The sequence below is a fragment of the Aeromonas sp. 600527 genome, assembly GCF_049175415.1.
Lineage (GTDB): Bacteria > Pseudomonadota > Gammaproteobacteria > Enterobacterales > Aeromonadaceae > Aeromonas > Aeromonas veronii_A.
The window spans coordinates 639,288-652,846 of the sequence record NZ_JAAKVA010000001.1 but is presented as its reverse complement, the minus strand read 5'-3'; the positions used below and the strand labels follow the sequence as shown (position 1 = coordinate 652,846).

The 13,559-nt window shown below is 59.0% G+C and carries 11 protein-coding genes; 6 read left to right on the top strand and 5 right to left on the bottom strand.

Annotation, left to right across the window (positions count from 1 at the left end):
- Nucleotides 1-142: 142 nt before the first annotated feature.
- The 5 genes from G5154_RS02795 to G5154_RS02775 all read right to left on the bottom strand — a co-directional run bounded on the left by G5154_RS02795 (nt 143) and on the right by G5154_RS02775 (nt 5,224).
- Entirely contained in the window at nt 143-1,021 is an 879-nt protein-coding gene (locus G5154_RS02795) for a flagellar motor protein MotB (protein WP_181363243.1), read from the bottom strand.
- Nucleotides 996-1,754: a flagellar motor protein gene (locus G5154_RS02790; protein WP_335843154.1), complete on the bottom strand. Its 759-nt coding sequence runs from the start codon at nt 1,752-1,754 to the stop codon at nt 996-998. The genes G5154_RS02795 and G5154_RS02790 overlap by 26 nt, the downstream gene beginning before the upstream one ends.
- 364 nt (nt 1,755-2,118) lie before the next feature.
- Nucleotides 2,119-3,441, bottom strand: a complete 1,323-nt coding sequence (locus G5154_RS02785; RefSeq protein WP_421263860.1) for a Na+/H+ antiporter family protein — start codon at nt 3,439-3,441, stop codon at nt 2,119-2,121.
- 262 nt (nt 3,442-3,703) lie between these two features.
- On the bottom strand, nt 3,704-4,381 hold the full coding sequence (gene rnt / locus G5154_RS02780) for a ribonuclease T (RefSeq protein WP_005344934.1): 678 nt from the start codon (nt 4,379-4,381) through the stop codon (nt 3,704-3,706).
- A gap of 99 nt (nt 4,382-4,480) precedes the next feature.
- Nucleotides 4,481-5,224, bottom strand: coding sequence for a phosphatase PAP2 family protein (locus G5154_RS02775; protein WP_421250279.1), 744 nt, complete (start codon nt 5,222-5,224; stop codon nt 4,481-4,483).
- A gap of 246 nt (nt 5,225-5,470) precedes the next feature.
- Between G5154_RS02775 and G5154_RS02770 the strand changes: the two genes are divergently transcribed.
- From G5154_RS02770 to folC, 6 genes are all read left to right on the top strand, one after another.
- Nucleotides 5,471-6,592, top strand: coding sequence for a 4-phosphoerythronate dehydrogenase (locus G5154_RS02770; protein WP_216978583.1), 1,122 nt, complete (start codon nt 5,471-5,473; stop codon nt 6,590-6,592).
- A 193-nt stretch (nt 6,593-6,785) separates the two neighbouring features.
- Nucleotides 6,786-7,802 (top strand): aspartate-semialdehyde dehydrogenase, encoded by a 1,017-nt coding sequence (locus G5154_RS02765; RefSeq protein ID WP_216978584.1) that lies wholly within the window; start codon nt 6,786-6,788, stop codon nt 7,800-7,802.
- A 271-nt stretch (nt 7,803-8,073) separates the two neighbouring features.
- Complete coding sequence (locus G5154_RS02760) at nt 8,074-10,266, top strand: FimV/HubP family polar landmark protein (RefSeq protein ID WP_216978585.1); 2,193 nt, start codon at nt 8,074-8,076, stop codon at nt 10,264-10,266.
- Between the two features lie 188 nt (nt 10,267-10,454).
- Nucleotides 10,455-11,264 carry a tRNA pseudouridine(38-40) synthase TruA gene (gene truA / locus G5154_RS02755; protein ID WP_337072091.1) on the top strand — a complete coding sequence of 270 codons (810 nt, stop codon included), beginning with the start codon at nt 10,455-10,457 and terminating at the stop codon, nt 11,262-11,264.
- A gap of 119 nt (nt 11,265-11,383) precedes the next feature.
- Nucleotides 11,384-12,247 carry an acetyl-CoA carboxylase, carboxyltransferase subunit beta gene (gene accD / locus G5154_RS02750; RefSeq protein ID WP_005344944.1) on the top strand — a complete coding sequence of 288 codons (864 nt, stop codon included), beginning with the start codon at nt 11,384-11,386 and terminating at the stop codon, nt 12,245-12,247.
- A 2-nt stretch (nt 12,248-12,249) separates the two neighbouring features.
- Nucleotides 12,250-13,509, top strand: coding sequence for a bifunctional tetrahydrofolate synthase/dihydrofolate synthase (gene folC / locus G5154_RS02745; RefSeq protein ID WP_421263859.1), 1,260 nt, complete (start codon nt 12,250-12,252; stop codon nt 13,507-13,509).
- The last annotated feature ends 50 nt before the right edge of the window (nt 13,510-13,559 follow it).

Sequence of the window (13,559 nt, the reverse complement as noted above, 5' to 3'; positions counted from 1 at the left end):
AAGCCTGAGGGGCGGCATTATTGCAGAGGCCTGACCACTTGACAATAAATGGCAATCATTATCATTAAGATCTTGTGGTGTTGATATTATTGAGCTATTTGTTTTTAAAAAGAGGCTCCCACGCGAGGCAGGAGCGGGGGGATCAGGGCTTGAGCAGTTGCAGCGACTCTTCTGCGGCCTTGCCTTGAGAGAGGGTGATATCGACCCGGCGATTCGCCTGGCGATGTTCAGGGGTGTCATTGGCAAAGCGGGGTTGAGTGTCGGCAACCCCCTGAGCGATGACTCGTCTGGCATCCAGCTGGGGGTTGGTCAGCATGGTCTGCACGATGGAAGAGGCCCGCAGCACCGAGAGCTCCCAGTTATTGCGATAAAGCTCCACCGGCGCCTGGGAGTTGTCGGTATGACCGGTGACCACTACTTGCCCCGGGATATTGGCCAGAATGCCTGCGATCTTGTTGACCAGCGGGATGAACTGGGGCTGCAGGAACGCCGAATCGGAGGGGAATAGCGCCTTCTCGCCGATGCGGATCACCAGTTGACTGCCGAGTTGCTCGACCTCGAGATCCTTCGATTCAATCTGGGCCTTGAGTTGCTGCTCAAGCTTCTGCTTGGTCACCTGCACCCACTCCTGCTCCTTGGTCTTGTGGGGCCAGGCTTCGGTGGCGCTCGGTTTTTCCGAGGCACCTATGGTCTCGTTGAAGGGGTCCGATGCCGCCATGGGGGCATCTTTTTCCAGTACAGTCTCTTCTTTCGGGCTGCTCGGCGTGGTCTTCGATTCCGGCTCGAGAATCCCTGTGCCCCCCTGCATCAAGGGTGAGCCGGCAGGCGGGGAGATGAGGCCGATTTTACCCAGCGACTCGATAAAGCCCTGGATAAGCACCCGGGTTTCGGACTGCTTGGCCATGGCAAAGGAGTAGAGCACCACAAACAGGGCGAACAGCAATGTCATGAAGTCGGCATAGGAGACCAGCCAGCGTTCGTGGTTCTCCGGCGCTTCAGCCTTTTTCTTTTTCGCCACCATGGCCTCCCAGATAAGGTTCGAGGGTCACTTGCAGGCGTGCTTGGGACTCGCCATCCACGATGCAGAGAATGCCGGTCAGAGTCATCTCCTTGTAGTGGCGGATCTGGTGGGCAAACCCCTTGTAGCGGTTGCCGAACGGCAAGAAGATCAGGTTGGCGGCGGATACCCCGTAGATGGTGGCGATAAAAGCCACCGCGATGGCGCCACCCAGCTTGTCGGGGGCATCCAGCAGACCCATGGCGTGGATCAGGCCAAATACCGCGCCGACGATCCCCATGGTCGGGCAGTAGCCTCCCATGGCTTCATAGAATTTGACCGTCTGTTCGAGATCTTCCTGTTCAAATTCGATCTCGTTCTCCAGCACCTCGTGGATTTTGTTCTTCTCGTAGCCATCGACCATCATCTGCACCCCTTTCTTCAGGAAGGGATCCTTGATCTCCTCGATCATCCCTTCCAGCGCCAGCATGCCGCTGCGGCGAGCATTGCCTGCCAGGGTCTCCAGTAACTGGGCCTGTTCCAGCATGTCGAGTTTGAGGGGAGAGAGCAGCCATTTGAAACGCTTCATGGTGCTACCGACGACAGAGAAGGGGAACTGGGTCAGCGCAGCGCCTATGGTGCCGCCGATCACGATGAGGAATGCGGGCAGATCGAGCAGTGCACTGGGGTGACCACCCTCGATCATGTTGCCGCCAAGGATGGCGATCAATGCCAGCACCAAGCCAATCAAGCTCATTTTTTACACGTCCCTGTATGTTGATAATGGCTAGTGTAGCTAGTTAAGTATCAGTTTTTCAAAATGATATCCAATCGCTGAGCAATTAATCGGCGTGGTATGTGGCTGCGGGTGTCGCGCACAAAGCGGGGAGAGGCAAACGTTGTTATGGCATCAGTGGCGAGAGACTGACTAAGAGCGAAACAGTCTGCGGCTACTATAGTGCGCAATCATCCAGAGCCGGGAATCCATGAAGCACAATAAAGAGCTTCTCCTCTCGGGACCATATCCTGGTGATTAGGTGACGTCATCATCAAGAAGGCGACCATCAGGTCGCCTTCTTGTTTCGTATTTTGCAGTATATGGCTCGATGTCAGAGGGGCGATCAGAGCACCATGGCTGCAATCCAGCCGAAGATCACCAGCGGGATGTTGTAGTGAATAAAGGTGGGCACCACGCTGTCCCAGATATGGTCGTGCTGGCCATCGGCGTTGAGGCCGGATGTCGGGCCCAGGGTAGAGTCGGAGGCCGGTGACCCCGCATCCCCCAGCGCGCCAGCGGTACCGACCAGCGCGATGATCGCCATCGGTGAGAAGCCGAGCTGCAGACAGAGCGGCACATAGATGGTGGCGATGATGGGCACGGTGGAGAAGGAGGAGCCGATCCCCATGGTGATGAGCAGGCCCACCAGCAGCATCAGGAAGGCGGCGATCCCCTTGTGCTGGCCGATGCCGGAGGCGACCACCTGTACCAGAGAGTCGACCCCGTGGGTTGCCTTCATCACCGCGGCAAAACCGGCGGCGGAGATCATGATGAAGCCGATCAGCGACATCATGCGCACCCCCTGGGTGAAAGCATCCTGGCTTTCGCGAAACTTGATGACGCCGCCGCAGGTGAAGATGACAAAACCGGCCAGCGCACCCAGTACGATGCTGTTGGTCATCAACTGCAGCCCCAGTGCTACACCAATGGCCAGCAGGGCCACCCAGATATGAGTGAGGTTGAGCTCGACCGCTTCGGGCTCGGCATCCAGGATCTTGGCCAGATCGTACTGGCGCGGTTTGCGATAGCTGATGAATACCGCAATCAGCAGGCCCAGTACCATACCGGCAACCGGAATGGCCATCGCCAGCGGGATCTGGCTGGTGGTGATGGGCACGCCGTTATCGATCAGGTTCTTGGCCAGAATGTTGTTCAGGAAGATGCCGCCAAAGCCGACCGGCAGCACCATATAGGTGGCGGTCAGGCCAAAGGTGATGACACAGGCCACCTGACGACGGTCGATCTGCATCTGCGCCATTACATGCAGCAGCGGCGGGATCAGAATGGGAATAAAGGCGATATGAACCGGGATCAGGTTCTGGGACGAGATGGCCACGGCCAGCACGGAAGAGAGCAGCAGGGTTTTAACCCACATGATGCGGGTCGAGCTGGCACCCTTGCCCAACTGGCTGATCACCTTGCGGGCCAGCAGGTCGGTGATCCCGGAGCGGGAGATGGCAACCGCAAAGGCGCCCAGCATGGCGTAGGAGAGAGCAATCTCGGCGCCACCGCCCAGGCCACCGCTGAAGGTGGTGAGGGTATCGGTCAACGACAGCCCGCCCACCAGGCCGCCAGCAATGGCCCCCAGCGCCAGCGAGACCACCACATTGATCCGCAGCAGACTGAGCACCAGCATCAGCCCGACTGCGATAACAACAGGATTCATTTGATTTCCTTATAGTTTGTTATTGCTGTCTGTCATATGAAGGGGGGTTAGTTTGCGAAAAATGTGACAAATGTCGAGTAAAAAATCGGTCAAGCCGGCCATATCACTGCTGCTTGTGGCGCCGGGTTGATCAACATGAGGCTTTCCGACCTGTTTGTCTCCATAGATCGCATACATAACGGTTGATAGTGATTATCGGTGCGCTGTGCGTTCAAACCCGTTTCGCAAAAAGCGAAGGCTGCCAGTGGCAGCCTTCATTTGTTTATGTCTGCACGTCGTCATCGGCAGGGGTATCCGGTGTGTCGTCATCCGGATACGCTGGCGGCCAGCCCCCCATGCTCTTCCAGCGGTTGACGATATGACAGAACAACTCGGTGGTGCGCTCGGTGTCATAGAGGGCAGAGTGCGCCTCTTTATTGTCAAACGGGATGCGGGCGCTCTGGCACGCTTTGGCCAGCACGGTCTGACCCAGCGCAAGCCCGGAGAGGGCGGCGGTGTCGAAGGTGGCAAACGGGTGGAACGGATTGCGCTTGAGGCCTGCTCGTTCGGCGGCGGCCATCACGAAGCCGTGATCGAAGGTGGCGTTGTGGGCCACTATGATGGCGCGGCCGCAATCCTGTTCCTTCATCCCCTTGCGGATCCCCTTGAAGATCTCGGTCAATGCCTCTTTTTCCGAGACTGCGCCACGCAACGGGTTGTAGGGGTCTATGCCGGTGAACTCCAGCGCGGCCTTTTCCAGATTGGCCCCTTCGAAGGGCTCGACATGAAAGTGGAACACCTGGTCGGGAACGAGCCAGCCCTGCTCATCCATTTTCAGGGTGTAAGCCGCGATTTCGAGCAAAGCATCGGTCTTGGCGTTGAACCCGGCTGTTTCAACATCGATGACGACGGGGTAAAAACCACGGAAACGGCCCTTGAGGGTATGAACTGCGTCGGTCATGGGATCTCGGTCGGGATAAAATGAGGCGGCATTATGGCAAAAAAGCGTTGGCTTGTCCTCCCATCCCACGCAGGAAGCCTATGCAAGATGGCGCTGGATTCAATATCTGTGCAGCCACCAGCGGGCGGCGATCAGCGCCGTGACAGTGCCAAGCAGGGCGCTGGCCAGCACATCCACCGGCCAGTGCATCCCCATTACCATGCGCGACAGACCAACCCCCAGGGCCCACAGTGGCAGTAGCCAGACGCCCGTGGGGGCGCGGGCCAGCCAGATGAGGCCAAAGAATTGGGCCAGGCTGATGGCGGCGATACTGTGGCCAGAGGGGAAGGCGTAATTCACCTCCTTTTGCCAGTGGTGGCCGAGCCACTCTGGCAGGGCCAGCAACTGACTGGCCGTATGCACCTGCTCACTGCGTACATCGACGCTACTGGCGTAGAAGCTTTTAATGGCCGGGATCAGCCCCTGACTCTCCAGCCAGAGCAGGTAGGGTCTGGGCTCTTCGGTCAGGTGTTTGACCAGGCTCTTGATCACCCAGTCGCTGGCAAGCAGGGCCGCCAGTGCACACCCCAGCGCAATGAAGGAGGCCCACTCCAGTTTGAGTTTGTAGCGGGTCAGTAGCAGCAAGAGGGCGCCACTGACCCCGATCCCGGGAATATCGACCATGCGGGTCAGGGCGTATGACCACCATAACCAGCCTGAATGCAGGGAGTCGATCAGAAAAGGCTGCCAGGGCAGCGTAGTGAGCAACAGCAGCGGCAGGATCAATAGGGCGCTAAACCCGAGCACCTGACTGCGCGTGAGTGATGGGACTGGGGCTGAGAGCGATGATGAGTGTGGCGGCATGGCTAGTATGGGCTATCGCAAAATGAGGAGGCATTGTGCCATCGGGGCATGTACAGACCAAGCCGAGCCGAGGGTTTGTTACCTCTGCTTACACATTTGTAGCGAAATATTCTGTTTGAACAGTCGGATCGAGCCGTCACCGCGCAATGGATGCCGATTCTCTGCCGATTGCATCACAGGCTGAAATCTCGGGCGGCTTTGCGCTAGAATGGCGCCCCCGTGGCGGTTGTGACCAAAGAGAGCCCGATGAAGATAGTCGTTGATGAGAATATGCCCCATGCCGTTGAGCTGTTTGCCGAATTTGGCGAGGTAGTCGCCTTGCCCGGACGGCAGATGCAGGCTAGCGATCTGCTGGATGCTGATGTGCTGCTGGTGCGTTCGGTCACCCGCGTCAACGGCGATTTGCTGGCAACCAGCCCCAAACTCGGGTTTGTCGGCACCGCCACCATCGGCACCGACCATGTGGACAAGGCCCTGCTGGCAAGTCGCAATATTCCCTTCTTCAGCGCCCCCGGTTGCAACAAGTACTCGGTGGGGGATTATGTACTCTCGGCTCTGCTGGTACTGGCGGAGCGTTACGAGCTCGACCTCTCGGCGATGACGCTGGCGGTGATTGGCGCGGGCAATACCGGTGAGTGCGTGGCTGGCAAGGCCCAAGCGCTCGGCATGAAGGTGCTGCGCTGTGATCCGCCCAAGGCGCGGGATAATCCGGATGCGGGTTTTGTCGACTATCAGACCGCTCTTGATGCCGATATTGTCAGCTTTCACGTACCCATTACCCGTGAAGGGCCGGATGCCACCTACCATCTGCTGGATGCAGAACAGATAGCTGTCCGTCCTGCCGGGCAGATCCTGATCAACGCATCCCGCGGTGAGGTGTGGGATAACCGGGCCCTGCTGGCACGCCAGTTGAGCGATGCGCCGTTGCGACTGGTGATGGATGTGTGGGAGAACGAGCCCGAGCCACTGGCAGCGCTGGTGCCCCATACCGAGATTGCCACCCCTCATATCGCCGGTTACAGCCTGGAGGGGAAGGCGCGTGGCACCTGGATGCTCTATCAGGCGCTCTGCCAGCAGCTGGGGCGCGAGCCTCGTCAGGATTTGAGTCAGCTGTTGCCAGCTCCCGATGTGCAGGCAGTGGTGCCGGGCCGCATACCGGATCAGGCGCTGATCAAGCAGCTGGTGCATCTGGTCTATGACGTGCGCCGCGATGATGCCCGTTTTCGGGTACGACTCGGCCAGTCCGGCAGCTTTGACGAGCAGCGCAAACACTATCCCGAGCGCCGTGAACTGTCCTCCCTGCAGATTGAGGGGGCCTTTGCCTGTCAGGCGCTCGGCGCCTTGGGATTTGCGCTGTCACGCTCCTGAACAGGGGGCAAATTGTTGGAAGATAACGGGAAGAGGTGAGCCGTACTGGCCATACTGAAACCATTTTTTACTGAGTTGGCGCAGATCCTGCTGCGCCAACTCAGCTATATCAGGCAGCGTCATCTCGCAGCGCGAGAGTATGCCGACCATGGTGCCAGCCGGCGCCATTGCAGCATTATCAGAGGAGAACAGAATGAGCCAGCAGTTTAACGTAGCGGTATTGGGTGCCAGCGGCGCCGTGGGTCAGGCGATGATCGAGATCCTGGAAGAGCGCGAATTTCCGGTAGCGACCCTCTATCCGCTGGCTTCCAGCCGCAGTGCCGGTGATACCGTGCGTTTTGGCGGCAAGAACCTCGAGATCCTCGATGTGGAGGAGTTTGACTGGAGCCAGGTGCAGATCGCACTCTTCTCCGCCGGTGCCGAGGCATCTGCCAAGTGGGCACCGATTGCTGCCGAGCACGGCTGCATCGTTATCGACAATACCTCCTGCTTCCGCTATGACGAAGATATCCCGCTGGTGATCCCGGAAGTGAACCCGGATGCGCTGGCCGATTTTCGCAATCGCAACATCATCGCCAACCCCAATTGCTCCACTATCCAGATGTTGGTGGCCTTGAAGCCGCTGCATGACGAAGTGGGCATTGCCCGTATCAATGTTGCCACCTATCAATCCGTGTCCGGCTCGGGCAAAGAGGGGATCAGCGAGCTGGCGGGACAGACCGCTCATCTGCTCAACGGTCGTCCGGTAGAACCGACCCTCTATCCGCAGCAGATCGCCTTTAACCTGATCCCGCAGATCGACAACTTCACCGACAACGGCTACACCCGTGAAGAGATGAAGATGGTGTGGGAGACCCAGAAGATCCTCGGCGATGCCAGCATTGCCGTGAATCCGACTTGCGTGCGGGTGCCGGTCTTCTACGGCCACGCCGAGGCGGTACATGTCGAACTGCACCAGCCGCTCGATGCCGAACAGGTCAAGGACCTGCTGCGCAATGCACCGGGCGTGACCCTGTTTGATGACGAAGGGGACTATCCGACCCCGGTGCGTGATGCCACCGGCAAGGATGAGGTGCTGGTCGGTCGGGTGCGCCAGGATATTTCTCATCCGAGTGGTATCAATATGTGGATCGTGGCCGATAACGTTCGTAAGGGCGCGGCAACCAACAGTGTACAGATTGCCGAGCTGCTGGTTCGCGACTATCTGTAAGGCTGGAGAGATGTCACAGATGCGCAGCAGGGAGTGCTGCGCATCCGGCCTGTGATCAAACCGGGGTGTGACCCATGCCGCACTCCGTTACATCAAGATTCTGTTGCGATATCAACTGATTAAGTTTTTTCCTACACTCAGAGTCAAGTCGGGTGCTAAATGTGTCGGACTACTGGCTTGCGACGCGAGCCTGATTTATATTGAACCGACTGTTTTGGGGTAACTATCCAGATTTTTCAATGTGATAGGGCCGTCATACGAAGGAACGAATATGGGACATTCCCGCATAACATTGGCAACGCTTTTCGCATTGGGTCTGCTGGGCAACGTCCAGGCTGAAGATTCGGCGCGGGAGCCTTTTTTTGTCGAGCTAAAAGGCCCTGACGAGCCCGTACCTCCCGCCGTCAATACCCAACCGCTGGCGCAGCCGGTCGCCAGACCCGTTGCGCAACCGGTACGTGCAACCGCCCAGCCTGTGGTTCGTCAGGTCACGGCCAATGCCGGTAGTTATGGCCCTGTTCGTCCAACCGATACCCTCTGGAGTCTGGCGAGCAAATACCGCCCCTCCAGTAATGTCAGCGTCTACCAGACCATGGTAGCGATCTACGAGAAAAACCCCCGCAGTTTTGCCGATGGCAACATCAACCACATTCTGGTGGGGTCCCGCATTTTGCTGCCGACCGTGGCCGAAGCGAGCGTCATCACCGACGCTCAGGCGCGAGCCAGATTCCGCAGTGACAACGCCAGCTGGAAGGGGCTGAGTCCCAAGTATCTCGCCGAGAAGCAGGCCCATGGTGCCAAACCGGCGGCCAAGCCCGTGAAGGTTGAGACTGCCAAAGCCGAACCGGTGAAAACCGCGCCAGCTCCGTTGCCTGCGGCAAAAGCGGCCCCCATTCCTGCTCCTGTTGTAGCACCGCAACCGTCTGCTGAAACCAAAGATGTTGTCAAGGCGAGCGAGCCCGCGTCAAAAGAGGCGGTGGCCCCAGTCCCGGCGACGAGCGCCGCAGCAAACACCACACCGGCGCCTCTGCCTTCCGATCTTGAAAAACCGGTGGGCAAACCGGCCACCGAGATGGCGCTGGCACTGGAAGATGCCAACGCCCAGCTCGGTCAGGTGACCGAGATGAACCACAGGCTCAAACTGCGCCTGCAATCCCTGACCGAAGAGGTCGAGACCCTCAAGGCCCAGTTGCAGGATCAGACAGCACTGCAAAAAGAGCTAGCCGAGTTGAAGGCCAGACCTGTCCCCCCCGTGGTGGCAGAGCCTGAACCCAAGCAGCACTGGCTGATGGAGCTACTCTCCTCGCCGCTCAATCTCGCCATGATCATCTTGTTGCCGGTGCTGCTGGTATTGGCGCTGGTGACCCTGTGGCTGCGGGCTCGGGCTCGTCGCGAGCTGGAGGAGCAGGAGAAGAGCCTCTCCGAGTCCACCGCCATGATGATGGATCAGGAGCAGAGCGAGTTCGATGATCTGCTAAGCGTCGATTTGACTGATAACGAGCCGGTGCGCCCGATGCCGGATCTCAACACTCCTGATGGTTTTATGCCGGTCGAGCCCGATGCGTCAGCTAAAAAGCCTGATGTTGACTTGGTCTTCAGCGACGATGGCGAGATAGATCTGCAAGGTTTCGAGCCGGAGCGAATGGCTGCCCAGCCAACCAGCCGTGACCCTGATCTGGTTCCGGATCTCGATCTCTCGCTGGATGAGCCTGTCGCGTTGGCCAATGAACCCGACATGGATCTGGCCAGCGAGTTCAACCCCAAGTCCAGGGGGGCTGATGAGCTCATGAGTGAAGAGGAGCTGCAGGCAGCCCTGTTTGCCGAGCTTGATGCGGATCTTTCGGCTGATCTGGAACCGGAGTTGAGTGCAAGCAGCAAGAGTTCGGCTGCTGATGATCTGGCCAGTTTTGATCTGGGTGATTTTGAACACGAGGTGGATGAACCGGCTGCGGGCGAGGGCAACAATGCCATCGACTTGAGCGTGGATGGTTCGGCTGATGATATGTTGGCCGAGTTGGGGCTTGAGTCAACCAAAGGCAAGGAGACCGAGCTGGATCTGGAGTGGGATCCCAATGAACTGGCGCTCTCCGATTTTGAGGATGCCTTCACCGAAGTGGAGTCTCATCCGGCAGATGTGCAGCCGCGTGAGCAAGCGCAGGAGAGCGGCTACGTCGAGATCGACAAGCTGCTGGCCGATGCCGATGCCAGCACCACTGAGCAGGAGCCTTATCAGGGCTTCTCGCTGGATGTGGGGCTCGATGGCTTCCCCGAGGTGCTGCCGGAATCCACCGGGTTTGACGTGGATGCCGACGACGGTGGTGTGGGAGCCAAGCTGGATCTGGCCCGCGCCTACCTCGAGATTGATGACAAGGACAGCGCCCGCGAATTGCTGCAAGAGGCGGCAGCGCAGGGAACTGATCATCAGCGTGCCGAGGCTGAGAAACTGCTCAAACGGCTGGGGTGAGTCATCTTTCATAACGAGATGAGCATGACGAGGGCAGCCAGTGGGCTGCCCTCTTCTTTATGGTGATGTTTGATGGGGTTGAGGCCAGGCATGCCAGCCAATTGTGCGCTTTATGGGACTTTTCTAGCTGAGCGCGTATAATCCGCCCCGTTTCTTTCACTGCGTTTCACAACAAGACAAGTTTATCCATGCGAATTGCCCTAGGTATTGAATATGACGGCAGCCGGTATTTCGGCTGGCAGCGTCAGCGTGAAGTGATCAGCGTACAGGAGGAGTTGGAGAAGGCCATCAGCCGGATCGCCAACCACCCTGTTTCCATCCAGTGTGCCGGACGCACCGATGCCGGTGTCCATGCGACCGGCCAGGTGATCCACTTCGATACCGAGGCGAACCGTGCCGAAGGTGCCTGGACCCTGGGGCTCAACTCCAACCTGCCGCCTGATATCGCCGTGCGCTGGGTCAAGGAGGTGGACGACACGTTCCACGCCCGCTTCAGTGCCACCGCTCGTCGCTACCGCTATGTCATCTACAACCACAACTTCCGTCCGGCGATCCTGGGCAGTGGCGTCAGTCATTATCACGAGACCATTGATGCCGAGTTGATGCACCAGGCGGGCCAGAGCCTGCTGGGGGAGCACGACTTCAGCACTTTTCGCGCCGTCGCTTGCCAATCCAATACCCCGTGGCGCAATGTGACCCATCTGTGCGTCAGTCGTCAGGGGCCCTACATCGTGCTCGATATTCGTGCCAATGCCTTCCTGCACCACATGGTGCGCAATATCACCGGGTCCCTGCTGCTGGTGGGGCAGGGGCTCAAACCGGTGGAGTGGATTGCCGAGGTGCTGGCGGCCAAGGATCGCAATCTGGCCGGGCCGACCGCCAAGGCTGGTGGCCTCTATCTGGTCGACGTGGATTACCCGGCCGAGTTTGCTCTGCCGCAGTTGCCGCTCGGCCCGCTGTGGCTGCCGGACTCGGCACCGGGTACGACCAGTTTTTAGTAACTGCGCCCGAAAAATTGTGGTTTAATGACCCGTCATTTGTTGCCATCGAGCTATTAAGTCATTGAACAATCTAGGCTCGATGCGTTTTGTCAGGCACAAAAGCATTAAGGAATTCCATGAGCTGGCTTGAGAAGATTCTTCCCAAGAGCAAGATCACTGCACCCCGTCGTCACAACATTCCGGAAGGGGTGTGGACCAAGTGCAGTGCTTGTGAACAGGTGCTCTACCGGGCAGAGTTGGAGCGCAACCTCGAAGTGTGCCCCAAGTGTGATCATCATATGCGCATCAGCGCTCGCGCCCGTCTCGAGAGTTTCCTCGACGAGCAGGGTCGTACCGAGATCGGTGCCGAGCTGGAGCCGCAGGATGTACTGAAATTCAAGGATTCCAAGCGCTACAAGGATCGTTTGTCTGCCGCCCAGAAAGCGACAGGAGAAAAAGATGCGCTGGTGGTAATGAAAGGGACCCTCAAAGGGGTGCCGGTTGTCGCCTGTTCCTTTGAGTTCTCCTTTATCGGTGGCTCCATGTCCTCCGTGGTCGGTGCCCGCTTCGTGCGCGCCGTCGAGGAGTGCATCAAGGAGGGCCGCGGTCTGGTCTGTTTCTCCACTTCTGGTGGTGCCCGCATGCAGGAAGCCCTCTTCTCCCTGATGCAGATGGCCAAGACCAGTGCGGCGCTGGACCGACTCTCCAAGGCTGGCCTGCCCTTTATCTCTGTACTGACCGACCCCACCATGGGGGGGGTCTCCGCAAGTCTGGCGATGCTGGGTGACATCAACGTGGGCGAGCCCAAGGCGCTCATCGGTTTTGCCGGCCCTCGGGTTATCGAGCAGACCGTACGCGAGAAACTGCCGGAAGGCTTCCAGCGTTCCGAGTTTCTGCTGGAGAAGGGGGCCATCGACCTGATTATCGATCGTCGCGACATGCGTAACCGTCTGGCCAGCCTGCTCGCCAAAATGCTGAATACTCACGTCATCGAAGAGTGAAGATGAGTTCAAACATGCAACAATCCCAAAGCCGGTCGCTTGTCGACTGGCTTTCTTATTTGGAGCAGATCCATCCGGTCAATATCGACATGGGACTGGATCGGGTCGGTGCCGTTGCCCGCCGCATGGAGCTTACCCAACTGCCGTTCAAGGTGGTCACGGTGGCGGGCACCAACGGCAAGGGCTCCAGCTGTGCCATGGTGGCCAGCATTCTGATGGCCGCAGGCTATAAGGTCGGCGTTTACTCCTCGCCCCATCTGCTGCACTTTACCGAGCGAGTGCGGGTCAACGGGCAGGAGCTGCCCGACAGCGACCACTGCGCCGCCTTTGCCGAGGTGGAAGCGGCTCGCGGCGAAATTGCCCTTACCTTCTTCGAGTTCGCGACGCTGGCTGGGCTGTGGCTGTTCCGCCGCGCCGCGCCCGATGTGCTGCTGCTGGAGGTGGGGTTGGGTGGCCGGCTCGATGCCACCAATGTGGTGGAGTCCGATGTGGCGATGATCACCTCCATTGCCCTCGATCACTGCGACTGGCTGGGTGATACCCGTGAAGCCGTGGCGGTGGAGAAGGCTGGGGTCTATCGCGCCGGCAAACCCGCCATCAGCGGTGAGCCCAATCCACCTGCGACTATCGCGAGCGAAGCACAGCGTCTTGGTGCCAACCTGCGTCAGGTCGGTATCGATTTTCGTGGCGATGAGCGCGAGAGCGGTTGGGATTATCTGGGCCTCAACCAGTGGCGGGATCTGCCCAAACCGGCGCTGCCGCTGATGAATGCAGTGACTGTGCTGGCGGCGCTGGAATCGCTCGGCTTGCCGCTGCCGGAGTCTGCCATTCGTGACGGGCTGGCCAATGCCCGGCTGGCTGGCCGGATGCAGCAGCTGCAAAGCGCGCCGCTGGTGATCGTCGATGTGGCCCACAATCCCCATTCGGCAGCTTATCTGGCAGCGCAATTGCGCAAAATGCCCTGCTCGGGTGTGCGCCGCGCCGTGGTCGGCATGCTCAAAGACAAGGACATGGCGGGATCCCTTGCCGAACTCGATGGCCTGATTGGCGAGTGGTATCTAGCCAGTCTCACCGGCCCGCGCGCCGCCACCGCAACGCAGCTGGCTGCCGCGCTGGGGGGGGGGAAGGGGCCTGCCAGGGAGTTTGATGATGTCAGCGCCGCTTATCAGGCAGCGTTGGCCGCATCGAGTCCGGACGATATGGTCATTGTGTTTGGTTCGTTTTACACTGTCGCCGACATTCTGGCGGGTGTCGCCGTCTAGGCCACACCCCGGATCCCCAGCCCTCGGGCGGGGAGCCAAATCGCATATTG